The following is a 23,614-nucleotide window of genomic DNA, read 5'->3' on the forward strand; positions in this document are numbered from 1 at the left end:
ACGGCAGCCCCCTGACACGGGGGCACCCTCTCGGCTTGTGGAGGCATTTTACGCCACACGACGAAAAAGGCAACCGCCAACCGACCGTCCGGAGCCGCTCACATGGAAGATCTTCTGCGGGAACTTATCGCCGTCAATAAAGAAATGCTCAATGAAATCAGGCAACTTCGTTACACCCTGGAACGTTCCGGGCAGGCCGCTCCACAGGGCGCAGGCGCGGTTATCGAGGCGGGAAGCCAGCTTAAGGGCTTCGGGCCTGTTTTCGGACAAACTGAAGAAATTCCCGAACCCGCCAGGACCGCTCCGCCCCGCTACACTCCCGAGGACCTGGAGGACATCCGGGGCTCGCTCATGGACGGATTGAAGAAGCGCAACAAGGACAAGAGCAACGCCTTCACCGAGTTCGAGAAGCGCCACAAGGACTGGTAGGCCGGGGCATCCGCCGTTCAAGAGCCCGTCGGAAACATGGCATCAGCACGTCCGGCGGATTTTCGACGACGCCGTCCGGGCTGCCATGATCCAGCAGCAACACAACAGTGGGAATGCTCTTTCTGGTCTAGTAGAAGGGCCGCTGCACCACGCCGCGCACCATCTCCACCACGTCCGGGTCGGCTGCGAAGGGATTCTCCGCCATGGACGGGATCGCCACGGACTTGCGGGCGGCAAAGGGGGTGGTCAGCAGAAGCTCATCCAGGGCGTGCGCCATGAGCACCTCCAGGGACAACACGTCGGCCACGTTGTAGGCCAGGAGCGTCTCCAGCACGTTCTCGCTGCGCGAGCGCTCGAACTCTCGCCACAGGAGCACCGCGCTCCAGCCGTCCACGCCGTCAAGCTCCCGCCGCGACAGCCCGAAGCGTTTCTCGCAGGCCTTGAGCCCCCCGGAAACGCCCAGCGACTTCAGCACGAAGCGCAGGTCCACGTGGGCCTTGGGACAGCGCATGCCAAGCACCCGCTCGATGATGGGGACGTCGAAGCACTTGCCGTTGAAGGTCACCAGCACCTTCACGCGGGCCAGGTCCTCTTCCAGGTCGGCCATGTTGCGGCCGTGCACGTAGGTGGTGACCCGCCCCTGATGGTACAGGGCCACGGCCGTGACCACGGGGTCGCGCTCGCCGTCGGTCTCGATGTCCAGGTAGCCCGCGTGGGGCAGGAAATGCGGAAAGAGCCGCCAGGAATTTGCGGTGCGCAGCCGCGCGGCGAACCAGTCGGCCTCGCCCGCCTCCAGGGCCTCGCGCGAGGCTTCAAGGCCCGGGCGCATGGAGGCGGCTTTGGCCGCGCTCACGGGCGGGCTGGCCGCGCAAAGGAAATCCTCCCACGTGTGGATGCCCGCATCCCACAGGGAGGATTCGCTTTTGGGACCGACGCCGGGCAGATGACAAAAGCAATGGCCTAGCATCGACCGAAAATTCCGGCTAGACTTTGGACTTTTCGGACTGGTTCACCGTGGCCGAAGCCTGGGTGGACTGGCTGTCGATCTTGTCCGGGGTGATGTCCTTGTCGTTCATGGCGCCCTTGAACTCCTTGATGCTCTTGCCCAGGTCACGCCCAAGATTGCCCAGGCGGCCGGGTCCGAAGAGCAGAAGAACGATTGCCAGAACCACGACCCAATGCCAGATGGAAAAAGCGCCCATAAGCCTCTCCTTGCGCGTGCGCGCCGAACGTTTTGCCGTGGCGGGAACCTAAGCGCGACCCCACGGTTTGGCAACTTAAAAACCTGTCATAAAATCGGAAATCCGCGCGACTTGCACGCGCCGTCCCCCGTCCGGGACGTCCGGAGCCGCATTTGCCGCGCCTGAACGTCCACAGCGGCAAACTTCATCTGTACCCGGGAGATAAGCATCATTCTCCCGGGGCCAAGGCCCCAGGGACGACAAACCGTCCTCCCTGGTCTACTTCCTGGCCGCAATGTCCTTCAGGAAGGCCTCCACGTCCGGCAGGATGCGCCGTACGATCTCCCGGATGCCCTGCGCGGTGGGGTGCAGGCCGTCCGGCAGGTTGAGCGCGGGGTCCCCGGCCACGCCCTCAAGGAAGAACGGATAGAGCCGCAGGCCGTGTTTGGCGGCCAGCCTGGGGTAGATGGCCGCAAACTCCTCGCCGTAGCGTTTGCCCATACCCATGACCGCCCGCATGCCCGTCAGCATCACCGGGATGCCCTCCGCGCGCAGCATGCTTATGATGCGGTCCAGGTTGGCTTCGGCCAGGGCGGGGTCGAAGCCGCGCAGGGCGTCGTTGGCCCCGAGCTCCAGGATCACGCCGTCGGGCCTGGCCCGGATCACCGCGCTCACGCGAGACACGCCCCCGGCGGTGGTGTCGCCGGAGATGCCGAAATTTATCATCTCGACAGAGTGGCCGCGCGCGGCCAGTTCGTGCTGGAGGACGGCAGGGAAAGCCTCATTCGGCCTCAGGCCGTATCCGGCGGTGAGGCTGTCGCCCAGGGCCGCGATGCGCAAAGGCCCAGGTCCGGCGTGAACGGTCATGGAAACTCCAGAGAATACAAGGACAAGGAACACAATACCGGCCAGTTTTCGAAGCACGTTGCCATCCCCGCTTTTCTCGTGCCATGATGAGCGCATGGACAGCGAAATGATAGTTCTTCGTGACGTATCCCTGACCCTACAAAGCCAGGCAGGCCCGGTCAACATCCTGCGCGGGGCCAACCTGCGGGCCGGGGCCGGCGAACACCTGGCCGTGGTGGGTCCCTCCGGAGCTGGCAAGACCACGCTCCTCATGCTCATGTCCGGCCTCGAGCGGGCTACGTCCGGCACGGTGCGCGTGGCCGGGCAGGAGCTTACCGGCATGGACGAGGACCAGCTGGCGAAATTCCGCCTGGAGAATGTGGGCATCGTGTTCCAGAGCTTCCATCTGGCCCCGGCCATGACCGCCCTGGAGAACGTGGCCCTGCCCCTGGAGTTCGCCCGCCGCGAAGGCGCCTTCGATCTGGCGGCCAGGGCGCTCGAGCGCGTGGGACTGGGCGGCCGGGTGAAGCACTACCCGGCCCAGCTCTCCGGCGGCGAGCAGCAGCGCGTGGCCCTGGCCAGGGCCGTGGTGGCCTCGCCGCGCCTGATCCTGGCCGACGAGCCCACCGGCAACCTGGACCATGCCACGGGACAGAAGGTGGTGGACATGCTCTTCTCCCTGGCGCAGGAGTCCGGTGCGACCATGGTGCTGGTCACGCACGATCCGGGGTTGGCCGAGCGCTGCGGGCGCGTGGCCCACATGGAGGACGGCGTGGTGGAGGAGCTGCGTTGACGCGCGGCGGCGATTCGGACGAGCCCGGCAGATCCGGAAAATCTGGCGATTCGGGCGAATTGGGTGGCGAACGCATCGAATTCGCCACGCACTCGTCGCGCTGCGCCCTGCCTCGCGCCATATGGCGCATCCTGCTCCTGGTCATGGTGGTGCTGGGCACGGTCTGGGCCTATTCCTGGCACTTCGAGAACCTGGCCCATCGCCTGAAGTCTCAGGACGCCATCTTTGACGAGACCGGGCAGCTGCCGCCCGAGCGCCTGGCCCTGCTGCGCGACGCGGGCCAGGCCATGCGCGAGGCCTACGGCATCACGCTGCGGGTGCAGGTGCGCACGGGGCCGGTGCAGCCTCCCGAGCCAGACTCCAAGACGCTGTTCATCGGCCTGGACACCGCCTCCGGAAAAGCAGTCGTGCAGCTTCCGCCGCTTCTGGCCCGGGCGCTGCCCGCCGGGCTTGCCCAAAGCCTGGCAAACGACTACTTCCAGCCCTACTTCGCCGCAGGCGCATGGCCCGAAGGGCTGTACGCCTGCGTGCTCACCATTCTGGAGGCTTTGCGTGACCCCACCTGATTCAACCGCCGCTCCCAATTGCGCGGGACTTCGCAGCGTGCTGATCCATACCGACGGCGCCTGCCTTGGCAACCCCGGCCCCGGCGGCTACGGCGCCGTGCTGGCCTGCGACGGCCACAACATGGAGCTTTCCGGCGGATACAAGCTGACCACCAACAACCGTATGGAGATCCTGGCCGTGATCGCCGCGCTGGAATCCCTGACCGAGACTTGCGACGCGCAGGTGGTTACGGATTCCATGTACGTGCGCGACGCCATCGAGAAGGGCTGGCTCTCCAAGTGGAAACGCAACGGCTGGAAGACCGCCGCCAAGACCGACGTGAAGAACCGCGACCTGTGGGTGCGGCTGGACGGTCTACTGGCCAAACACAAAGTGAAGTTCAGCTGGGTGCGCGGCCACACCGGACATCCCGAGAACGAGCGCTGCGACGAACTGGCCCGCCGCGCCGCCCAGGGGCGCGAGCTGGCACCCGACACGGGCTACAAGCCCTAGACGTCTCCTGGCCTGTTCCCTTGAGACAGCGCCGAAGTTGCCTGCCTGCCTCGACCCGGACCGGCCCGGCCCGGCCCGGCCCGGACATGATCCGGCCACGATCCAGGAATTGAAACAAAGAAGGGGGATGCCCGAGGGCATCCCCCTTTGCTGTTGCTCCTGCCCCATGCGGGTGCGTCCGGGAAGCTTGAGAGGGCGCCGGACGCCAGGAGCGCGACCTCCGGGCCTTGACCCGGAGGGACAGCACAGGCTGGACCTTCCGGTCCGATCTCATGGCGCGCCTGCAAAGGCAGCCGCTTGCCGGGATGCTTGCCAGAGCGCTTGCCTGATGTGCTCCGGCGCGGCAACGCGCATCGACTCCGGCACCGGCTTTGCGCTGACTCAGCGCTGACGGCCTCACGTCGCATGCCGGAGCCGCCTGGCGAGGCCTATCCGCGCCCGAATCGCGCCCCGGCGTCTCCCAACTCCCGGGCCGGGACGCGATTCGAGTCTGGAAGGCGCATCCGGGAAAGGCTCAGCCGATCCGGAAAGCTCCTTGAAGAGTCAGCTCACAGGCTCGTCTGGTAGGCGTTCTGGGCAGCCAGGAAGCTGCTCCAGGAGGTTGCGTCTGTGAGCGACGAGGATGTCGAGCCCATAAGGTTCTGGAGCATGGCGAACAGCTCCTGGTTACTGCTGGCCGTGGTGGATGCGCTGTATTCCGTGCTCCCGGAGTCCGAGCCTGAGGCCGACGGCGGAGGGGGAGGCGGCGGCGAGCCCTGCGGCCTGAGGCTGTCCATGCTGCCGCTCTGCGCTGCCTCGGCGAAGCGTGTGGACATGTCCGAGAGCATGCTGCTCTCCCCGCTGTCCGAGGTCAGCCCGGACTGCGAACTGAGCTGCTCCGCGATCTGGGCGGCCACTTCCTTGAAGGCTGCGGGGTCGCTCTCCTGGAGCTTGGTCAATTCGTCCATCAAAACCTTCATCTGGTCTCCGCCAGTGTAGGACGCGGACGACTCGCTGCTGAGCCCGGCGTTGGACAAGCTCTCGGCAATGGCGTCGCTAATGGCGCTGAAGACGTCCCCGCCTCCGGAACCGCTTGAACCTTCGGATGGGGGCGACGGGGGCGGCCCCTGGGGCTTCAGGCTCTCCATGCTGCCGGTCTGCGCCGCCGTGGCGAAATTCGCGGACATCTGGGTGAGCATGTTGCTCTGCCCGATGGTTGTGGCGCTCTCGGCCTGTTCGGCCAGATCGTCGGCGATCTGCTGGGCCACCTCTTTGAATTTATCCGTGTCCGTGGACGACAGCTGCATGAGTTGGCTCATCATCTGGCCCATCTGGGACATGCTGCTGCTGTCCGAGGTGGTGCTGGAGACGCCCGAGGTCGTGGAGTCGTCGTTTTTCCAGTACTGCTCCAGGCCAGAGACGCTTGAGAGCTGGGACAACTGCCCATAACTGGTAATGCCGCTTATGCTCATGGAAGTCCTCCTGTTGGGATGATCGGGACCAGGAGGATGGAGGCTCCCGGCCATGCCTGCCCGGCATTGTCGTGGGGAGTGCAAGGGAGACGCCTTCGCGCCATACATAATTATCCTGCTATTTCAATATATTACCTGGTGTAACCTTTCATAGGCCGCCCCCTTCGGGGCACCTTCCCTGCACCGTGGAGAGTAAAATCAATTTATTCAGAGCATTAGCTCCAAATGGGAGGTGGGCATATTTTTCCCGCACACATCCGGAAAAATTAAACATTACCGTATTGTAATTATTGTAACCTTTTCAAATTGTTACCTAAATCCTGACAAATCACCCGCGCAGGCTGCCTGACAGAAAATACAAGGGCCTTGAATCACAGAGGAACACCGCCAGAACGTGGCACCGTCTCCTTAGTTCGGCACACATGAAAAGTACTAATGAACACAAGGGGTTCCGCAAGCAGAGAGCTAAACTTATCCGGGTAGGGGCCGAAAAGAGCTTCAGTGTTTCACATCCCAACAGGAGGATAACGCAATGAGCATCTCAGGAATAACCACTTCATCCACGGCCACGAGCCTGATTTCCGGAACGACCTACTCGTCCAACACTTCGGCCAGCAGCCTTCTGGCACAGGGCCAGGGCCTGGACGAGGCCAAGGTGTCCAAGGGCGGCCAGCAGATGAGCCAGCTCAGCAAGCTCCAGACGTCCGACCCGGAGAAGTTCAAGGCAGCGGCCCAGGAAATCTCGGACAAGCTGGCCGAAGCCGCCAAGAACTCCTCGGACGAGGGTGAGTCCTCCGCGCTGAGCGACATGTCCTCGCAGTGGGCCGAGGCCGCCGAAACCGGCGACATGTCCAGCCTCCAGCCCAAGGCCCCTCCCAGCGGCGCCCAGAACTCTTCCCAGAGTGCCGCAATGAAGTTCAAGGGCCAGCAGCAGAGCGGCAGCGGCGGCCCCATGGGCGTGATGGAGTCCGTGGTGTCCAGCGTCCTGTCCGGAATGAACATCAGCACGTCCAGTTCCAGCAGCAGCGGCTCCTCCGCCAGCAGCTACTACTCCACCGCCTCCAGCGGCGAGACGGCCGCCTAGAGCGTCACGCTCCGCAAAAAAGCATGCCACACGCTCCAATCCCTTCGGGGATCGCGTCCGGGAAGTCGAGAGAGGGCGACGGACGCAGGGAGCAGGCAGGCAGACAGCCGCAGGCATGAACGCCGAGCCATCGAGCCATCGAGCCATCGAGCCATCGAGCCATCGAGCCATCGAGCCATCGAGCCATCGAGCAGCCATGACCCTGTTTCGGAAATTTTGAACTTATTTTTGTGTAACCTGAAATTTTCCGCCTGTTTATTTCCGTCACTCCCGCACACGCTACACACCGCCCGGCTACACCCGCCGGAAATTCTTGCCCCCGGACATCCCCCTTCTACCGGCAAAAAAAAGGCCGGCCAGGAACCCCCGACCGGCCTCTGCCCATGAGCGGCGCTAGAACTGGTAGCGCAAGCCCACCGCCACCTTGATGGGGTCGCCGTTGTTGTTCGCCTGGACGAGGCGGCGTCCCCACACCGATTGCTGAAAATCTCCATGCGCCCACCCGGTCTCCACGATCAGCGCGAGATTCTCGTAGATGTTGTACTGATGGTCGAAGTTGACGGCCACAAGGTATTCTTCGGTGGTCAGGTCCCGGCCCATCTGGACGTAGACCCCCATGCCGGTGAGCCGGTTCGCGGTGCGCAGGGCGCGGGGAGAGTTGGTGCCGCGAACAAAGGTGAAAGTCAGGCGGTGGGTGAGATCCTGGATGAAGGAGACCTTGTTCAGCGAGGCGGAAAAGCCCCAGTTGCCCACGTTGTTCACGCCCATGACGCTGCGGTTGTAGGCTTGGCTGCTGTCGAAGAGAAACGACGTGGACGGTCCCCAGTAACCCACCACGGAAGGCATCCGCTCCGAGCCGTTGGTGGTGGAGCTGTCCTCGCCGGTTGAATACCAGAAGGCCACCTGGGGGGTCATGAAATCAAACCCCGTGTACTCGGCGGCCACGTCGAAGAACAGGCCGCCGCGCAGGTTCTTGCCCCTGTCCGAGGCGTTGCCCTGCCCGTACATCACGTCCGCGTAGAACTTGAACGGATCGAGCGCGGTCAGGGAGAGGGCCGCGCCAGCCCACCAGTAGAGGTTCTGGTTGTTGCGGAAGCCAAGGGGGGCCACCACGGTTCCGGCTGACAGGAGGTTGCTGGCCAGGGTCTGGCCCACGCTGCTGTTGGCAAGGCCTATACCGGTGAGGAAATCGGCGTCGCGCCCGACCACGCCGATCATGGCCCAGGGCGTGGCTGAAAAACCTTCCAGGGTGATGGGGAGCGTCAGGAAATAGCCGTCGATCTCGTCGGAAACCTGGGTGGTGGTAGGGTCGAAGTCCCTGTTGGAATCGATGAACCGGCTGAACCCGCCCACGACCTTGACCCCGTTTGCCACCGGCACGTTGAACACTGCCGCTGCCGAGCGTGTGCCGCCGAACACGGGGTTGGTATTGAAGATGGCGTCGGAGGAGATCGGCAAGGCCCAGTCCTGGTAGCCGACGATGAATTCGGCGTCCGTTCCGGGCCACTTGAACTGAAGATAGGCCTGCCAGACCTGGATGGCGACCGCCGGGTTGTCCACGGTGTAGGTGCCGTTGCCCCAGGCGGTGTTGTTGACGCGCATGCTGAATCGGAATTTCAGGTTCTCGTTGGCGATGAAATCCGTGCGCAGGCGAAAGCGCTGCCAGATGGTGAACGCGTCCTCGGTCTGGGTGGCGTTGGCGTTCCAGCCGGTGAAGTTTCTTTGGGTGAAGGAGGTGGCGTGGACGCGGGAGTCGCCGACCATCTTCACCTCCGAGGCCAAGGAGGAGGACACATTCGACACCAGGACAAGAAACAGCAGAATGGGAAGGGCTCTCTTCAAATTCGACCTCCAAAGTGGCATTTGCACTATAAACTTCGTGCTCCTAAACGTATCTCCTTGGGTTATTCATTTCAACACAAATCAGGACATTGCGCCATACATCCAAAGTACATCCCAGATAGGAACATTTCCCACCACAACTCAGGACGCCATCTTCAGCGTGACCACCCCGCCGATGATCAAGAGCACGCCGACGATGCGCATGACGCTCGCCGGGTCGCCGTACAGCGCCAGCCCAAGGACGAACGTTCCGGCAGCGCCGATGCCCGTCCAGACCGCATAGGCCGTACCCATGGGGATGGACTTCTGCGCGAGCCACAAAAGCGCCCCGCTCACAGCCATGCAGAACACGGCAAAAGCGACCCCCGGCAGCACCTTTCCCGGCGTCTGCGCCATCTTCAGCCCAACGGGCCAGCCTATCTCGAAAAGTCCGGCGAGAATCAGGAAAATCCAGGCGTATTGCGCTGTCGGCATGGTCGTGGCTCCTTCGTCGTACCCGTCAGGATGATTGATTATTTCGGTAGTTATCCCATGAACAATCCGCCCATGCCAAACAAAAAACGCCACCGCTTGCGCGGTGGCGTCCGTGAATCAGGTTCGTCCAGGCGGGGCTATTTCAGAGCCAGCGCCTTCTTGATGTACTCGAAGTCGATGTTGGAGCTCACCAGCTGCGCGCCCTGCTTGATCTTTATGATGTCGCGCAGTTTGTGGCGCTGCAGGATGGTCTCCATCTTCTTGGCCACGGAGAAGGTGTCGTCGCGCACCACAATGATGGGGATCTCCAGCACCTCGGAGCGGGTGAGGATGATGTCGTTGGGATACAGGTTGCCGGTGAGCACCAGGCAGGGGCTGTCGCCCTCCAGGGCCACCAGCTGCACGTCGGAGCGGTCGCCGCCCACGATGACCGCCGCGTTCTTGTTCTTGCGGAAGTGGGTGAGGAAGTTCTCCACCTGCATGGTGCCGATGAGGAAGCTCTCCACGATGCGCTCGGCCTTGTGCTGGGCCGAGATCACCTTGCCGCCCAGCTTTTCGGCCAGATCCGCCACCTTGATGGCCCCCATGAGGGGGTCCTTGGGGATGACGCCCAGCACCTTCACGCCGCTTCGGTTCAGGAAGGGCACGATGAGCGACTCCACCTCGTCCAGGAAGTTGGGGGTGATGTCGTTTAGCACCACGCCCATCAGGTGGTCGCCCAGGGCTTCCTTGAGGATCACCAGATAGTCGTAGTTGAGCTCTTTCTGGAAGCGGTCGATGACGATGGCCGGGATGTCCAGGGTCTTGACCACGTTCACGCCGTCCACGCCGCAGTACTTGCCGGAGTACATGGAGCCGGAACCGGCCACCAGCGTCACGTCCTTGCCCTTGGAGAGCTTCTTGTAGCCCGCCGAGATCTTGGTCATGAGGTCTTCGCATTGGCCGGAGAAGGCCTTGACCTTGAAGTCCTGGGTGACCACCACCGGCGTGACCTCTGCGGGGTCCTCCTCCAGGCCGAGCACGCCCTGGACGAAGTTCGCGTCGTCATCGCCGAGTTTGCCGGCCACTTCCTTGGGCATGGCTCCAACGGGCTTGTAATAGCCTACCTGGTAGCCTTCCTTCTGGAACTTGAGCCCAAGGCCCATGGTGACCATGTTCTTGCCGGAATACCCCGATGTGGAACCTATGTAGATGCCCGCCATGGCTTCCTCCCAACCCTGTGCCCTAGAAGTTTTACCGCACACGTGCCGCCTGACGGCTCAGAGCGCGATTGTAGACCGTTTGATGCCCCGTGATCAACTCTCTTCGGCCACGGGCTTGCCCAAAGTGAAGCGGGCGTCCACCACGAGCGCCCCTCCGGGATAGGCCATGACCGGATTGAAATCGCATTCCTCGATTTCGGGAAAATCCACCGCGATCTGCGACAACGTCAGCAGAACGTCCTCGATGGCGCGGAAATCCACCGGCGGCTCTCCGCGCACTCCCCGCAGGATGGGGTAGCTCTTGATCTCGCGCACCATCTCCCCCACGTCCAGAAGCGACAGCGGGGCCAGGCGCCCGGACACGTCGCGCAACACCTCGACGTACACGCCGCCCAGTCCGAAAAGCACCAGCGGCCCGAACTGCGGATCGCGCTTGAACCCCGCGAACACCTCGCGCGAGCCTTTTGGAGCCATCTCCTGCACCAGACAGCCCATCACGTAGGCTTCCTTCACGCGCTTGGCCCGGTTGGTGACCGACAGGAAGGCCTTGCGCAGGTCCTCCTCGTTGTCGATGCCCACCACCACGCCGCCCACGTCGGACTTGTGCGAGATCTGCGGCGAGGCGATCTTCAGCACCACCGGATAGCCGATGGACTTGGCCGCCTGGGCCGCCTCGTCCGAGGTGCGCGCCAGGATGGTCTTGGGAACGGGCAGCCCGTAGGCCTTCAGCACGTCCTGGGCCTGGAACTCCACGAGCTCCGTGAAGCCCTTGGCCTTGGCCCGGTCCAGCACGTCGCGCGCGTGGAACGTGTTGGACATGTAGCAGATTTCCACGGGCAGGGGACGTTTTTTCCACTCGGCGTGGCGAAACAGCGCGTCCAGGGCCATCACTGCGGAATCCGGATAGTTGTAGCAGGGAACGTGGGCGCGCCGCAGAATCTCGCGCGCCCCGGACACCTTGGATTCGCCCATGAAGCAAGCCACCACGGGCTTGCCGCACACCGCCGCCTGTGCGGCCACGGCGCGGGCCACGGCCTCCACGTCCACGGCGGGGGTGGGCGTCAGGAGCGCCAGCACCATGTGCACCATGGGGTCGGCGATCACCACCTCCAGCGCCTTGGAGAAACGCGAGGCGTCGGCGTCTCCGATGATGTCCACCGGGTTATACAGCGCCGCGTAGTTGGGCAGAAATTCCTTGAGCTGGTCCACGGTCTGGCCGCGCAGCGGGGCCATGTTCAGCTTGGAGCGCTCGGCGGCGTCCGCAGCCAGGATGCCAGGACCGCCGGAGTTGGTCACCACGCACAGGTTGGGGCCTGTGGGCGTGGGCTGGGTGGAGAAGGCCATGGCCAGATGGAACATGTCCTCCACGCCGCGCACCCGGATGATGCCCGACTGGGTGAAGGCCGCCTGGTAGGCGTCCTCGGCCCCGGCCATGGCCCCGGTGTGGCTGGACGCGGCGCGCGCGCCCGCAGGAGTGGTGCCGGACTTTATCATGATGACCGGCTTCTCGATGGTAGCTTCCTGAGCGGCGCGCAGGAAGGCCTGCCCGTCGTTGATGTTCTCCACGTAGCCCAGGATGACCTTGGTGTCCGGGTCGTCCTTCAGGGCGCGCAGCATGTCGGTCTCGTCAAGGGCGGCCTTGTTGCCCAGGCTCACGAACTTGGAGAAGCCGATGCCCTTGCCCAGGGCCGCGTCCAGGATGGCGATGCACAGCGCCCCGGACTGGGAGAAGAACGCGATGGACCCCTTTTCGGGGTTGCCCGCCGCAAAGGTGGCGTTCAGTCCGTTGGCGGTGTTCACGAGGCCCAGGCAGTTGGGGCCGAGCATTATCATGGAATGGCGGCGGCAAATGCTTGCGGCTTCCTCTTCGAGGTAGTAGCCCTTGCGCCCCACTTCCTTGAAGCCTGCGGTGATGATCACCACGGCGCGTGTCCCGATGGCCGCGAGGCGCTCCAGGGATTCGATGACCTCGGCCCTGGGGACGCAGATCACGGCCAAGTCCAGGCCGCGAGGCAGCCCTTCGATGGAAGAAGTTACGGTCAAACCCAGGATTTCTCCTCCGTGGGGGTTGACCGGAAAAATTTTCCCCTGATAACCCGCAGCAAGCAGGTTGGACACCACGAGATGCCCCACCTTGCCCTGAGTGCGCGATGCTCCTATGACCGCAACTGCCTGCGGATCAAAGAGCGCTTTCAACTGGTCGTTTCTTTCCATGCGGCCCCGAAGGAAGGCATTGTAATGACGGAAGATGCGTTCACTAGCCTTCAGGAAGCTATTTCCTATAGCTTCCGCCAAGTCAAGCTGCTGGACATGGCCATGACCCACAGCTCCTTCGCCAACGAGCGCAGCTGCGATCACAACGAACGCCTGGAATTCCTGGGTGATGCGGTGCTCGAGCTGACCGTTTCCGAGGTTTTGTACACCCGTTTTCCCGATGCGCCGGAAGGTGTTCTGACAAAACTGCGCGCCCGGCTGGTGAGCATGCCGAGCCTCGCGGAGATGGCCAAGAACCTTGGCCTGGAAGAGCACGTGAAATTGGGAAAGGGAGAAGAAAGCCAGGGCGGACGTATGCGCGACTCGCTTTTGTCCGACGCTTTCGAGGCGCTTCTGGGAGCGGTTTTTCTGGACGGCGGCTACGCGGCCGCCAAGCAGGTGGTGTCTGGGCTGTTCGCCCCGTTCTGGCCCCAGGACGTGGAGCCGCCCAAGGCCCGCGACTTCAAGAGCAGGTTGCAGGAACTGACGCAGCGCTGCCACCGCACGCGGCCCATCTACCGGCTGCTGGGCAGTTCCGGGCCGGAGCACGAGAAACTCTTCGAGGTGGAGCTTTCCCTGCCGGACGGTCAGACGCTTCTGGCCAAAGGCCCCAGCGTGAAGAAGGCTGAACAGACAGCCGCCCGGATTGCCCTGGACATGCTGGAAAATCCTTCCTGACGCAGGCCAGGGTGGGGGCGTACCATCGCCCCCCCCTCCCTGGTCCTGTCCATAGAGAGATCAGGCCGGCGTTTAGCCGCCGATCAGCTGCATGGCCATCTTCGGCAGGCTGTTGGCCTGGGCGAGCATGGCAACCGCAGACTGGGTGAGAATCTGCTGGCGCACGAACTGCGTCATTTCGGTCGCAACGTCCACGTCGGAGATTCGCGACTCTGCGGATTGCAGGTTTTCGGCCTGGATCTGCAGGTTCTGGATGGTATTTTGCAGCCGGTTCTGGGTGGCGCCGAGCTGCGCGCGAATCTTGTCCTTGGACACGATGGCGTTGTTGATCTGGTCCAGTGCCTGCTGGGCAAGCGCCTGGGTGGAGATGGCCCGGCCTCCGGGGGAGGTGGCCGCCGCTCCGAGGCCCAGACCGAAGGCCGACGCCGTGGACGTGCCGATGTTGATGAAATAGTAGTCTTCGGCGCTGGAGTTGCCGGTGCCGAAGTGGATCTTGATCTTGCCGATGGGATTCAGGCCCGTGCCGTTGTGCACGTTGCTGGAAAGGTTCCCGTTCAGCAGATAGATTCCGTTGAAGTCCGTGGCGGAAGCGATACGGGTGATTTCCGAGGCCATGGCCTGATATTCCGAGTCGATGATCAGGCGCTGGTCGGATGTGTAGGTGCCCGTGGCCGCCTGCGTGGCCAGCTCCTTCATGCGGATGAGCTTCTCGTCGATGACGCCGAGCGCTCCGTCCGCCGTCTGGATCATGGAGATGGCGTCGTTGGCGTTGCGCACGCCTTGGTTCAGGGAGCTGATGTCCGCGCGCATGAGCTCGCGGATGGCCAGACCGGCGGCGTCGTCAGCTGCGGTTCCTACGCGAAGTCCCGAAGACAGTCGGCGGGTGGAGACGCCGAGCTGATCGTACGAATCGCCAAGGTTCCGAGCGGCGTTCATCGCCATAAGGTTGTGGTTAATGACCAGGGACATGGTATTACCTCCGTGTGATAAGGCAACTTTCCTTGTTGTTGACCTCCTATTGCTTGATCCGTGCCAAGACAAAATACACCAATTAAATCAGTTAACTAAAACTGGCACGGTTGTTTTTTCCGCCTATTTTGGCCGCTGCGGGTCAAAGTTGCCGCGCTGAAATGCGGGTGAAACCGGCCAGGTTTCAAAGAGTTGGCGGTGGCGGGGGCCTGCAGACCGAATCCACCACGGGAGTTCGCGTCCAGCCATTCCGTGGCTGAATCGAAAGGCTGGAAAGACTCGCCGCTACAGCACTGTCGACAAGCATCCCACGGCTTCATTGACTGTAATCAGGCGTCGTCCTCGCTGCGCTCCTCACGCAGATCGGCCCATTTGAGCAGCGAATCGAGCACCGGGCAAAGCGCCTGCCCCCAATCAGTCAGACCGTATTCAACTTTCGGCGGCACCTGATGATGGACAATACGCCGGACAACTCCGTCGACTTCCATTTGGCGTAGCTGCTGGATCAGCATCTTCTGTGTGATGGAAGGAATTGCCTTTTCAAGTTCGGAGAATCGCAGCATATTCCCTCCGAACAGATGAAACAGGATCACCATCTTCCACTTCCCTTCGAGGATCTTGAGCGCCTGCCCGACAGCATGTGCGGCCGAGGTGGGTGTCCATTTTTTTCCCATACTCTTTAGTGTGTACCTTACTTTTTAGTGCGTTCTTGTTCTTCCCTGAACATAGCCTTATCCTTCTTACGTATCAATTCCGATCGCACAAGGCGATCCGATAATCCACGAAGGAGCAATCCACATGTCTATCAAACTACCAGAACCCATCGACGCCTATTTTAAAGCGGACAAAGGTGACAGCGAGGCTGTCTCCCTGTGCTTCACCGAGAACGCCGTTGTGAAGGACGAAGGCCACACTTACAACGGTCTTGCCGCCATAAAGCAATGGAAAACAGACTCTTCAAATAAATACACATACACCGTCGCACCATTCGCATGCGACGAAAAGGACGGCATTACCATCGTCACCAGCCGGGTGACCGGCAACTTCCCCGGCAGCCCCGTTGATCTTCGATACTTCTTTCGTCTCGATGGCAGCAAGATCGCATCCCTGGAAATCACCCTATGAGCTTCCACCTGGATCTCGCAGGGCGCAGGGCGCTTGTTACGGGCGGGACGATGGGCGTGGGTGCTGCCGTCGTCGAGTCCTTGCGCAATGCCGGGGTGACAGTCGCGGCAGCGGCGCGTTCGGTTCCCGACGTATCGCCCGATGGCGTGATGTATGTCGCCGCTGATCTGACAACAGCCAAGGGGTGCCAGGACGTGGCGGATTGCGTGCTGGACCGTTTCGGCGGCATAGACATCATCGTCAATGTCCTCGGAGGGTCAAGCGCGCCCGCTGGCGGCTTCGCGAGCCTGAATGACAGTGAGTGGGAGGCCGCGATCAACCGGAACCTGATGCCGGCGGTGCGCCTCGACAGGGCGTTGCTCCCATCAATGATCGCCCAGGGATCTGGCGTCATCATCCACGTCACGTCCATACAACGTCAGCTGCCGCTGCCGGAATCGACCACCGCCTACGCTGCGGCGAAGGCTGCGCTCTCAACCTACAGCAAGAGTCTGTCCAAGGAAGTGACGCCAAAGGGCATCCGGGTGGTGCGCGTCTCTCCGGGCTGGATTGAGACCGAAGCAGCCGTCCGTCTCGCGGAGCGCCTCGCGGATCAGGCAGGAACAGACTACGAGGGCGGAAAAAAGATCATCATGGAATCCCTTGGCGGTATTCCACTTGGCCGCCCGGCCCGCCCCCAAGAGGTTGCCGACCTGATCACGTTCCTGGTTTCGCCGCGAGCGGCATCAATCACAGGCACTGAGTACGTCATCGACGGAGGGACCATCCCCACGGCCTGACCCGCCTGCGCTCCAGGCTTGTCGTCTTGTCCTCATCATGACGCCCCTATCCCCATACAAAAGCGCCGGATGCTTTCGCATCCGGCGCTTCATTTTCAGTTCAGTTCAGCCGAGTAAGTCTTAACGCTTCAGCTGGATGACTTCCGACAGCATTGTATCTGCCGTGGTGATGACCTTGGAGTTGGCCTGGAAGCCGCGCTGGGTCTGGATCATCTGGACCATTTCGCGGGCCATGTCCACGTTGGAGGTTTCCAGCGAGTTGCTGGCCACGGCTCCGAGTCTGCCGGTGTTGGCCCGGCCCACCAGGGCGTCGCCCGACTCCCTGGTCTGGGAGAAGAGGTTGCCGCCGTCTCGCTTGAGTCCCCAGGGGCTCGCGAAGTCCGTGAGCGCCACCACGTAGAGTTCCTGCACCTGTCCGTTGGAGTAGCGGCCCGTGAGCACGCCGTCGGCCGAGACAGACACGCTTTGCAGCGTTCCCGGGGGGTAGCCGTCCTGCGAGACGAACAGCGTGGAGGAGGCCGCCTCGTAGTTGGTGGTTTGCAGGTTGTTGATGGTCAGCGTGTCGGTGTCGAACCCTTGCAGCTCCGCAGGATCGGTCAGGTGCGCGAAGCCGATCATGTCGGCGGTGGTCGCAGTGCTGGCCCAGGTGGTGTTGCCGTTGCGGATGCCCAGGTTCAGGGACATGGACACCGAGTTGGACGCCGTGGTGATGCTGCCGCCGGAAACGCTTCTGTAGTTGGCGGTGAACACCGGATAGCCGGAGCTCGATATGCGCGCCTGCGACCAGTTGCCCAGGTTGCTGACGGAAGTGGTATAGCTGTTTGCGTTCAGCGTGTAGGCGGTCATGTTCTGCAATCCGCCCGAGTCGTCGAACACCAGGGTCCCGAGCATCAGCACGCCGCCCTTGGAGTTGGAGGCCATGTTCACGGTGTTGCCGTTCACATCGAACACGCGGCCGTCCTGACCGGGAGTGGTGGTGACCATGTACTCCCAGTATTCGCGCCCGCCCACGTCCGACACCTTGTCGAAGTAGACGGTCAGGTCGTGCGCACCGCCGCGCTGATCGTACACCTTGAGGGTGTTCTGGAACCCGAAGGAGGTGTCGGCAAGCGGCGGATCGTCGGGGCGCAGGGGGTTGTAATTGTAGTTCTGATAGAGAGAGAAGAACGGGTTGGTGGTGCTGCTGGACTTACTGGCCGTCCTGGGATCCAGGTTGGAGACCAGAGACACCGCGTTGGTGTTCTGGGCGGCCAGGGCCAGGGTGTCCAGGCGCACGTCGGTGACGGAGCCCTTGATGGGCACCTGGTTTATCACCGCTCCGGTGGCTCGGGCGGCCCTCAGGGAGGCGGCGTCCACCTGCCAGCCCTGGAGGGCGAAGTTGTGGGGGTCCACCAGGAAGCCGTCACGGTCGAAGCGGAAGTTGCCCGCGCGGGTGTAGTGCGTGGACAGGTTGACCCGGTCGCGAACGGTGAAGAAGCCCATTCCGGAGATGGCCATGTCGGTGGTCTCGTTGGAGGTCTCGAAACCGCCCTGGGTGAAGTCGGAGAGGATGCCTTCTACACGCACGCCTTGGCCCAGCTGCTGGGTGCCTGTGGCGGTGCCAATGTTGGTGTATACCAGATCCTCAAAGTCCATGCGCGCGGACTTGTAGCCGACGGTGTTGACGTTGGCCAGGTTGTTGCCGATGACGCCCATTTTGTCGCCGTGGGCGAGCAGGCCCGTCACGCCTGACCACATTGATGTCGAAAGACCCATGATCCACCTCCGAGATGATAATCCGGAAAATTTTACCTATGAGGACGTTCCGGGGGTGACCACACCCTTCACGTCCGTGAAATATACCTGCCTGCCGTCCTTGGTGGTCAGCAGGAATTTGCCGTTCTCGCTGGACACGCCCGAGATGAGGCCCGTCACTGTGGTGTCCACCAGCATGGACTTGCCGTCAGCCTTCTGCGTGGTGATGCCCACCCGGTAGACGCCGTCCGGCTGTGACTTGCCGTTCCAGTCCTTGCCGTCCCACTGGAAGCTCTGCTCTCCCGCAGCCTTGGCGCCGACTTCCACGGTGCGCACGAAGTTGCCGTTGTCGTCCATGACGTTGATGGACACCTTGGTGGCCGCTTCGGGCAGGGTGTAAAAGAGCTTGCTGACTGTTTCTCCGGACTTGGAGAGGGAGTCGCCCGAGGCCTTCACTTCCTTGCCGATGAAGCTCACCGCGGAGAACATCTGCTGCTGGGTGGTGGCGGTGTTCAGCTTGTCCATGCTGGCGTTGATGTTGGTGAGCTGCTCAAGGCTGGAGAACTGCGCCAGCTGGGCCAGGAATTCCTTGTCGCTGGTGGGGTTCAGGGGGTCCTGATACTTCATCTGGGTGACCAGAAGGTTCAGGAACGCATCCTTGCCCAGGCTCGGATTTCCCGAGGTTTTGTTCGCCTGGTACTGTGACTCGGCCTGGCCGAACAGTCCTGCGCTTGCTCCGGTGTATGAGACGCTCATGGGGGTACCTCTGGGCGGCCTAGGCCATTATGTCCAATCCGCCCTGGGAAATTTTTACCTCAGCACCCGTGTTCTGCATGCCCTGGGCCAACCCGGTTCCACCGGCAACATCGGCCAGCAGGGAAGAGGCGCGCAGACGCTCCAGAGCGTCGCGGCGGTCCTGGGACTGGTTGTGCTTCTCGGCTCCGGCCCACTGCTGGCCCAGGTTGGAATCCTGGGAGATGCCAGGGCGCACTTCCATCTTGGACACGGTAAGCCCCTGGTTTTCCAGGCTCTGCTTGATCTGCTGGAGGTTCTCGGCCAGAACCTTCTCGGCCTCGGGGCTGTCGGCCCTGATCACGGCCTGGACATCCTTGCCCTTCACCGTGAGCATGACGTTCAGCTTGCCCAGGTTGTCAGGGGTCAGCTCGAGGGTGAGCTGCTTAACGCCCTGGCCCATATTGCGAAGGATTCCCGACTCCACCTGGCTGAGCACCTGGGTGTTCTGGCCCTTGAGCACCTGGCTGGCGTCGCCCTTGGCCTGGGCCGCAGACGCCGCGCCCAGGGTCTGCCCGATGCCGAAGCGGGAATCGCCGAAGGTATGCCCTTCGCCTTCCGCGCGCAGCTTGCCGGTGAACTCGCCCACGGCCTTGTCGTGCGCGGTCTTGCCCTGCTGGGAGCCGTTCTGGGCGCCGGAGCCGTCCTGGCCCGTGAAGCGCTGATTCTGCTGGCGGGCGTCCCTGGCCGCCACGGCAGGGTCCACCTGGGGCGCGTTGGCGCCGGTGGCCTTGCCTGATCCGTTTTGGGCGTCCTTGCCCACCTGGGCGTGGTCCTGGGGGTCCTTCAGGAGCGAAGACGGCTTCACCTGGGAGGACTCGACCTGGCCGTCCGTGGCCTGCCTGGCGATTTCGAGCTGCTGGCGGGCCTTTTCCATGGCCGGGTGCAGCGCGTCGCGGACCGACTGCAGGGCGTCCTTGCTCTGGGTCAGCTGGCCGGAAAGTTCTTCCTTCACGGAAAGAAACGCCTGGCGCATGCCCTCAGGAGTCAGCTGCACCTTTTCAGAGGAGCCGAACTTGGCCATCAGGCGCTGGCTGGCGCTGTCGGAGAGCTTCAGGGCCTTGGCCAGGGCTCCCATCTCCTCCTTGGACAGGGAGAGCGTCTGGTCCGCGCCCAGCTCCTTGAGCTTGGCGGAAACGGCGGCGAAGGCCTTTGCGGGCTGACCGCTGGCAAGACCCGCCGTGAGTTCTTCGGCCTGCTTGGGGTCGAACCCGATGCGCGTGAGCAGCGAGGAGATCGCGGCCTTGTCCTCTTCGGTGAGCTCGGCGGGCTTGCTGATCTTTTCCAGGGTCGCCTCGCGCACCGAGTGCATGAGCTGGCCCCAGGTCATGCCTTCGGGGCTCTGGACCTTCTTGTCCAGCTCTTCGAGCTTCTCCTTGGAGACGCCTGCCTGCTCGAGCTTATCGCGCACCCCGGCATAATCTTCCCTGCTCATCTTGACGTTGCGCAGGGAATCGTCGGCGTGGCTTGCGGGCATGGAGGGCTCTTCCAGCCGGGCCGACGAGGCGGACACCGTGGAGGAACTCGGGGCGATCTGCAACGGGTCGGCATAGGCTGGAGCAAGCGCCGGCAAGGACGCGGAGGTCGTTGCGCTGTACTTGAGCAGGTCAGCGAAAAGGTCGCCGCCCTTGCTCGAAGAGAAGCTGCTCTGGAAACTGTCCAGGATATTGAATCCGGCAGTGGATTTCTGACTGGGAAGGATCTGCATCTTTTTCCTCCTGACGGCCCCTGTTCTTCAAGAGTCGTTCCAGGACGAAAGCATGCATTATCGAGCAGTTGGCATAATCAGGCGGCAGGCAGCTTTTTCCTCCCGCCAGATGGGGAGGATGAGAGGGCGCGGATCAGGCCGTAAGGGTGCGTACGCGCTCGATCATGCCCAGGCCCTCGGCAAAGGCCTCGCGGGAGAAGTCCGCGTTTTCAAAGGACATATGGATGTAGCCTGCCAGGGGACGAAGCATGGGCGGAGCGCCGGTCCAGAACTCCTCGCCCGGCGCGGCGCAGGACACCAGGCATTCGCGCACCCTCCGCGCCAGCTCCAATAGCGCCCGGTTGAAGGCCGCCGCAAGACGTGGGTGCTCCGCGGCCAGCCGCGTCCAGGTGCTGCGTGGCCGGGTCTCGTCCCAGAGCCCGAAGAAGGCCCCGAACACGCCGCGCCACCACTCGCCCAGGTAGTCCGAGGCGCGCGTGGCCGCGCGTCCCACCGGGACCAGATCGTAGAAACCCTCCGGGGTGCGCCCGGTGCGGTACAGACGCATGCCCGGCGGTGCGGCGAAACGCCGGGAGCCGCCTGGGCGGGCCAGACGCCAGGCCAGATAGGCCACCTGGGCCGGGTCGAAGCGGTCGCGGCAGTGGGGGCGGTCGAAGCGGCAGTGCCAGCAGTCCAGGCAGGACATGCTGGCCCGAAGCACGTGGTGTCCGGGCTGGAACGGCCCGGTCTCCCAGGGGTTCACCGGCCCCATGGACAGGTTGAGGGTCTGGAGGCCAGACCACGCGGCCAGATGCATGGGGCCGGTGTCCGGCGTGACCAGAAGCGAGAGCGTCTGTCCCACGGCCATGAATTCGCGAAGGCTTAAGGTGCCGCAGGTGTCCAGGAGCCTTCCGCCGTGCAGGCGGCGCACCTCCTCGCCAAGCGGAACCTCGGCGGGTCCGCCCATGAGCACCACGGTCATGCCCCGGCGCTCCAGTTCCTTGGCCAGGGCCGCCCAGAACGGCGGGTCCGGGCGCTTCTCCACCTGGCTGGCCCCCAGGAAAAGCCCCACGGCCTGGTTGGTGGAGGGCAGGATGCGCGGCGTGTCGAAATGGGTGGCCGAAAAGCAGCCATTGTCCACGCAGTCCAGGGCGTTCAGCTCCGCCCAGTGGAAACGGTTGTGCCGGTTGTTGCCGGTGAGCGCGGCCCGGTACAGCTGCCAGCGCCCGCTGACATGCAGGCCCTGGGGGTCCTTCAGCGGGCCGAACTTCAAGCGCGCAGAGAGTTTCCCGGCAAGCTCTGCGGCCTCAGGCCGGTGGCTCAGGTTCACGATGATGGAGTATTCCCGCGCGGAGAGCTCCTTGATGGCTGTCCAGGGCAGATAGGTGACCTTCGGGGAGACGTGGAGCAACTCCTCGTAAAAATGAGGCTCGGCCACCACCCAGATGGGGCGCTCCGGCGCGGTGCGCGCAGCCCAGAGGAACAGCGGGAAGGAGAGGATGATGTCTCCCATGCGCTGCATCTGGAGTATGAGGGCAGGATTGTTGGTCATGTTGGAGGCGCTTCGCGTTCAGGCCTTGTAGTGTCTTCGCGGGGGAAAAAACAAGGGAGCAGATGCCCGGACGGCCCCTCACTGCGGCGCAACAGCGCGCCATTTGGCCAGGGCGTCCTCCCAGGCGGCGCGGTCGGCCACGGAAGCCGCCCGGCGGAAGGTGTCCTGGTCGAATTTCTGGTGGAGCTTGTACTGGTTGGCCCAGCCCACGCCATACTGCGCCTGCCCCTCCCCGCCCTGGCTGCCTGTGGACTTGAAATGTCCCACGGCCAGATGCCCCTGGTAGACGGGCGTGCGGCCCGAGAGCAGCAGCCGGATGTCGTGGTCCAGGTCGTCGTACTGGGAGGGGGAATAGCGCAGGTCGAAACCGCCCTGCCCTGCCAGCGTCCGCGTGCGGAACATGTGGCAGCAGCCCGTGACCGTGGCGCAGGGGCGCACGTAGGCGAACTGCCCCCGGTCCAGGGTCTGGTGATGGCAGGAGCTCAGGCTGAAGCGCCGCCCTTCCCCGGCGTCGCGAGCCCCTATCGATCCGAACGCGGCGTCCAGGAACACGTCGGCGGACTGCACGTGCGCCGGGCGCGAAAAATCGCGCACCCGCGCCCCCCAGACTCCCGCCAGGGGATACAGGCCTGCCGCCGCTCCCAGCAGCCCCAGCCAGTCCGGCGGCAGGGACACGTCGTCGTCCAGGAACACCGTCCACTGCGACTGTTTCACCACCGGAAGCGACATAAGCCAGTTGCGCGCGGCAGGAGCGCCCACGTTCACGGGCAGGCTCACTGTCGAGAAGCGTTCCGGCCCGAGCTTGCCGCCCCAGGAGTCCAGCACTTGCGCGGTGTCGTCCGTGCTGCCGTTGTCCAGCACGATGATGTGCGCCTGCCCCAACTCGCTGGCCGCGAGGCTCTCCAGGGTGAGGCCGATGTCTCGGGCCTTGTTCCAGGTGTAGAGCAGGACCACGGTCTCGCCCTCGGGCAGCGAGCGCAGGCCGGGACCGGCGAAGAGAAGATCGTAGAGCGCCAGCAGGGCGTGCACCTGCCAGGGCTCGCGCGTGAGCCCTGCGCGCAGCCAGGACTCGGCCTCGGCGCGCTGGCCCAGGGCAACGCAGGCCAGGCCCAGGCGCGCCGTAAGGCCAGGGCATTCCCAGAGGCGGACGCAGCGGGCGTAGTTGGCCAGGGCCGCCTCGGGCGCGCCGCGCATCATGGCCGCGTCGCCGCCCAGCAGCCGGGCCAGGGGCTCTGGCAGGCGGGCGATGACCGCCCCTGCGGCGTCCCAGTCTTCGGCGTCCAGGGCATGGGTGAGCGAGAGGCGCTCCCAGAAGAGGTTGCCCGGATCGGCTTCCAGCTGCCGTTCGAGATAATGGGCTATCTTTACGGCCTCGCGGCGCTGGGCCAGGCGTTGGTAGTAGCCCAGATCACCCGGGTTGACCGGAGGGCGGGAATTTTCTGCCACGAAGGCGGCCACCCCCCGCACGGAGGCAGGGATATCCGGCAGGGACGCGGCTTCCCCGGCCAACACCGCGTCCAGGGGCGACTGCGCCCAGGCCGCCAGCAGAAGTTCGCCCGACAGGCGCGCACGCCCGGCCTGCGCGGCCAGACGCGCGCAACCGCGCAGATGGCCCGCCCCCTCGGTTCCGTGAACCAGGGCGGTGCGCAGGGTTTCGGGAAGTTCCTCCAGCAGCCAGGGCATG

23 protein-coding genes are annotated in these 23,614 nt (G+C 63.6%); 8 read left to right on the top strand and 15 right to left on the bottom strand.

Annotated elements, in window-relative coordinates:
- The first annotated feature begins 102 nt into the window (after positions 1–102).
- Positions 103–429, top strand: coding sequence for a hypothetical protein (locus G453_RS0114810; RefSeq protein WP_027191681.1), 327 nt, complete (start codon positions 103–105; stop codon positions 427–429).
- Positions 430–556: 127 nt separating this feature from the next.
- On the opposite strand, the gene G453_RS0114815 is transcribed toward G453_RS0114810, so the two are convergent.
- From G453_RS0114815 to G453_RS0114830, 3 genes are all read right to left on the bottom strand, one after another.
- The gene (locus G453_RS0114815) at positions 557–1,396 is read right to left on the bottom strand and encodes a ribonuclease H-like domain-containing protein (protein WP_027191682.1); all 840 of its coding nucleotides are present in this window, start codon (positions 1,394–1,396) and stop codon (positions 557–559) included.
- Positions 1,397–1,412: 16 nt separating this feature from the next.
- Positions 1,413–1,631, bottom strand: coding sequence for a twin-arginine translocase TatA/TatE family subunit (gene tatA / locus G453_RS24355; RefSeq protein WP_043645952.1), 219 nt, complete (start codon positions 1,629–1,631; stop codon positions 1,413–1,415).
- Positions 1,632–1,889: 258 nt separating this feature from the next.
- Positions 1,890–2,477, bottom strand: coding sequence for an arylesterase (locus G453_RS0114830; protein WP_027191683.1), 588 nt, complete (start codon positions 2,475–2,477; stop codon positions 1,890–1,892).
- A gap of 106 nt (positions 2,478–2,583) precedes the next feature.
- Here G453_RS0114830 and G453_RS0114835 point away from each other — a divergent pair, with 106 nt between their 5' ends.
- The 3 genes from G453_RS0114835 to rnhA are packed head-to-tail and all read left to right on the top strand — an operon-like array spanning position 2,584 to position 4,308.
- Complete coding sequence (locus G453_RS0114835) at positions 2,584–3,249, top strand: ABC transporter ATP-binding protein (RefSeq protein ID WP_156920950.1); 666 nt, start codon at positions 2,584–2,586, stop codon at positions 3,247–3,249.
- Positions 3,246–3,815, top strand: a complete 570-nt coding sequence (locus G453_RS24360) for a TPM domain-containing protein (protein ID WP_043645954.1) — start codon at positions 3,246–3,248, stop codon at positions 3,813–3,815. Before G453_RS0114835 ends, G453_RS24360 begins: the two co-directional genes overlap by 4 nt.
- A gap of 37 nt (positions 3,816–3,852) precedes the next feature.
- Complete coding sequence (rnhA, locus tag G453_RS0114845) at positions 3,853–4,308, top strand: ribonuclease HI (protein WP_027191685.1); 456 nt, start codon at positions 3,853–3,855, stop codon at positions 4,306–4,308.
- A gap of 548 nt (positions 4,309–4,856) precedes the next feature.
- Here the strand turns inward: rnhA and G453_RS26515 are convergent.
- Positions 4,857–5,759, bottom strand: a complete 903-nt coding sequence (locus G453_RS26515) for a hypothetical protein (protein WP_156920951.1) — start codon at positions 5,757–5,759, stop codon at positions 4,857–4,859.
- Between the two features lie 532 nt (positions 5,760–6,291).
- Here G453_RS26515 and G453_RS24375 point away from each other — a divergent pair.
- Complete coding sequence (locus G453_RS24375; RefSeq protein ID WP_051272475.1) at positions 6,292–6,843, top strand: hypothetical protein; 552 nt, start codon at positions 6,292–6,294, stop codon at positions 6,841–6,843.
- A gap of 393 nt (positions 6,844–7,236) precedes the next feature.
- Here the strand turns inward: G453_RS24375 and G453_RS0114860 are convergent, their stop codons facing one another.
- The 4 genes from G453_RS0114860 to G453_RS0114875 all read right to left on the bottom strand — a co-directional run bounded on the left by G453_RS0114860 (position 7,237) and on the right by G453_RS0114875 (position 12,575).
- Positions 7,237–8,685 carry an outer membrane homotrimeric porin gene (locus G453_RS0114860; RefSeq protein ID WP_027191686.1) on the bottom strand — a complete coding sequence of 483 codons (1,449 nt, stop codon included), beginning with the start codon at positions 8,683–8,685 and terminating at the stop codon, positions 7,237–7,239.
- Between the two features lie 141 nt (positions 8,686–8,826).
- Entirely contained in the window at positions 8,827–9,159 is a 333-nt protein-coding gene (locus G453_RS0114865) for a DMT family transporter (RefSeq protein WP_027191687.1), read from the bottom strand.
- 137 nt (positions 9,160–9,296) lie between these two features.
- Positions 9,297–10,361 (bottom strand): phosphotransacetylase family protein, encoded by a 1,065-nt coding sequence (locus G453_RS0114870; RefSeq protein ID WP_027191688.1) that lies wholly within the window; start codon positions 10,359–10,361, stop codon positions 9,297–9,299.
- 93 nt (positions 10,362–10,454) lie between these two features.
- Entirely contained in the window at positions 10,455–12,575 is a 2,121-nt protein-coding gene (locus G453_RS0114875) for an acetate--CoA ligase family protein (RefSeq protein WP_027191689.1), read from the bottom strand.
- Positions 12,576–12,599: 24 nt separating this feature from the next.
- Here G453_RS0114875 and rnc point away from each other — a divergent pair, with 24 nt between their 5' ends.
- Positions 12,600–13,292, top strand: coding sequence for a ribonuclease III (gene rnc, locus G453_RS0114880; RefSeq protein ID WP_027191690.1), 693 nt, complete (start codon positions 12,600–12,602; stop codon positions 13,290–13,292).
- 72 nt (positions 13,293–13,364) lie between these two features.
- On the opposite strand, the gene G453_RS0114885 is transcribed toward rnc, so the two are convergent.
- Both G453_RS0114885 and G453_RS0114890 read right to left on the bottom strand, forming a co-directional pair.
- Positions 13,365–14,261, bottom strand: coding sequence for a flagellin N-terminal helical domain-containing protein (locus tag G453_RS0114885; RefSeq protein ID WP_027191691.1), 897 nt, complete (start codon positions 14,259–14,261; stop codon positions 13,365–13,367).
- A 329-nt stretch (positions 14,262–14,590) separates the two neighbouring features.
- Entirely contained in the window at positions 14,591–14,935 is a 345-nt protein-coding gene (locus G453_RS0114890; protein ID WP_027191692.1) for a winged helix-turn-helix transcriptional regulator, read from the bottom strand.
- A gap of 124 nt (positions 14,936–15,059) precedes the next feature.
- Between G453_RS0114890 and G453_RS0114895 the strand changes: the two genes are divergently transcribed.
- Positions 15,060–15,386, top strand: coding sequence for a nuclear transport factor 2 family protein (locus tag G453_RS0114895; RefSeq protein WP_027191693.1), 327 nt, complete (start codon positions 15,060–15,062; stop codon positions 15,384–15,386).
- The gene (locus G453_RS0114900) at positions 15,383–16,165 is read left to right on the top strand and encodes an SDR family oxidoreductase (RefSeq protein ID WP_027191694.1); all 783 of its coding nucleotides are present in this window, start codon (positions 15,383–15,385) and stop codon (positions 16,163–16,165) included. The genes G453_RS0114895 and G453_RS0114900 overlap by 4 nt, the downstream gene beginning before the upstream one ends.
- A 120-nt stretch (positions 16,166–16,285) precedes the next feature.
- Here G453_RS0114900 and G453_RS0114905 read toward each other — a convergent pair whose 3' ends face one another.
- The 5 genes from G453_RS0114905 to G453_RS24380 all read right to left on the bottom strand — a co-directional run bounded on the left by G453_RS0114905 (position 16,286) and on the right by G453_RS24380 (position 23,613).
- Positions 16,286–17,920 (bottom strand): flagellar hook protein FlgE, encoded by a 1,635-nt coding sequence (locus G453_RS0114905; RefSeq protein ID WP_027191695.1) that lies wholly within the window; start codon positions 17,918–17,920, stop codon positions 16,286–16,288.
- A 36-nt stretch (positions 17,921–17,956) separates the two neighbouring features.
- Complete coding sequence (locus G453_RS0114910) at positions 17,957–18,655, bottom strand: flagellar hook assembly protein FlgD (RefSeq protein WP_043645956.1); 699 nt, start codon at positions 18,653–18,655, stop codon at positions 17,957–17,959.
- 19 nt (positions 18,656–18,674) lie between these two features.
- Positions 18,675–20,399 (bottom strand): flagellar hook-length control protein FliK, encoded by a 1,725-nt coding sequence (locus tag G453_RS0114915; protein ID WP_027191697.1) that lies wholly within the window; start codon positions 20,397–20,399, stop codon positions 18,675–18,677.
- A 133-nt stretch (positions 20,400–20,532) separates the two neighbouring features.
- Positions 20,533–21,930, bottom strand: a complete 1,398-nt coding sequence (locus G453_RS0114920) for a glycosyltransferase family 9 protein (protein WP_027191698.1) — start codon at positions 21,928–21,930, stop codon at positions 20,533–20,535.
- A 78-nt stretch (positions 21,931–22,008) separates the two neighbouring features.
- Positions 22,009–23,613, bottom strand: a complete 1,605-nt coding sequence (locus G453_RS24380) for a glycosyltransferase (protein ID WP_051272476.1) — start codon at positions 23,611–23,613, stop codon at positions 22,009–22,011.
- Position 23,614 lies beyond the last annotated feature (1 nt).

Source organism: Fundidesulfovibrio putealis DSM 16056 (assembly GCF_000429325.1).
Taxonomy (GTDB): Bacteria; Desulfobacterota; Desulfovibrionia; order Desulfovibrionales; family Desulfovibrionaceae; genus Fundidesulfovibrio; species Fundidesulfovibrio putealis.

Coding starts and splice junctions, on each gene's coding strand:
- G453_RS0114810 (WP_027191681.1), top strand. CDS start 103: ATGGAAGATCTTCTGCGGGAACTTATCGCCGTCAATAAAGAAATGCTC.
- G453_RS0114815 (WP_027191682.1), bottom strand. CDS start 1,396: ATGCTAGGCCATTGCTTTTGTCATCTGCCCGGCGTCGGTCCCAAAAGC.
- tatA (WP_043645952.1), bottom strand. CDS start 1,631: ATGGGCGCTTTTTCCATCTGGCATTGGGTCGTGGTTCTGGCAATCGTT.
- G453_RS0114830 (WP_027191683.1), bottom strand. CDS start 2,477: ATGACCGTTCACGCCGGACCTGGGCCTTTGCGCATCGCGGCCCTGGGC.
- G453_RS0114835 (WP_156920950.1), top strand. CDS start 2,584: ATGATAGTTCTTCGTGACGTATCCCTGACCCTACAAAGCCAGGCAGGC.
- G453_RS26515 (WP_156920951.1), bottom strand. CDS start 5,759: ATGAGCATAAGCGGCATTACCAGTTATGGGCAGTTGTCCCAGCTCTCA.
- G453_RS24375 (WP_051272475.1), top strand. CDS start 6,292: ATGAGCATCTCAGGAATAACCACTTCATCCACGGCCACGAGCCTGATT.
- G453_RS0114865 (WP_027191687.1), bottom strand. CDS start 9,159: ATGCCGACAGCGCAATACGCCTGGATTTTCCTGATTCTCGCCGGACTT.
- G453_RS0114870 (WP_027191688.1), bottom strand. CDS start 10,361: ATGGCGGGCATCTACATAGGTTCCACATCGGGGTATTCCGGCAAGAAC.
- G453_RS0114875 (WP_027191689.1), bottom strand. CDS start 12,575: ATGGAAAGAAACGACCAGTTGAAAGCGCTCTTTGATCCGCAGGCAGTT.
- rnc (WP_027191690.1), top strand. CDS start 12,600: ATGACGGAAGATGCGTTCACTAGCCTTCAGGAAGCTATTTCCTATAGC.
- G453_RS0114885 (WP_027191691.1), bottom strand. CDS start 14,261: ATGTCCCTGGTCATTAACCACAACCTTATGGCGATGAACGCCGCTCGG.
- G453_RS0114890 (WP_027191692.1), bottom strand. CDS start 14,935: ATGGGAAAAAAATGGACACCCACCTCGGCCGCACATGCTGTCGGGCAG.
- G453_RS0114895 (WP_027191693.1), top strand. CDS start 15,060: ATGTCTATCAAACTACCAGAACCCATCGACGCCTATTTTAAAGCGGAC.
- G453_RS0114900 (WP_027191694.1), top strand. CDS start 15,383: ATGAGCTTCCACCTGGATCTCGCAGGGCGCAGGGCGCTTGTTACGGGC.
- G453_RS0114905 (WP_027191695.1), bottom strand. CDS start 17,920: ATGGGTCTTTCGACATCAATGTGGTCAGGCGTGACGGGCCTGCTCGCC.
- G453_RS0114910 (WP_043645956.1), bottom strand. CDS start 18,655: ATGAGCGTCTCATACACCGGAGCAAGCGCAGGACTGTTCGGCCAGGCC.
- G453_RS0114915 (WP_027191697.1), bottom strand. CDS start 20,399: ATGCAGATCCTTCCCAGTCAGAAATCCACTGCCGGATTCAATATCCTG.
- G453_RS0114920 (WP_027191698.1), bottom strand. CDS start 21,930: ATGACCAACAATCCTGCCCTCATACTCCAGATGCAGCGCATGGGAGAC.
- G453_RS24380 (WP_051272476.1), bottom strand. CDS start 23,613: ATGCCCTGGCTGCTGGAGGAACTTCCCGAAACCCTGCGCACCGCCCTG.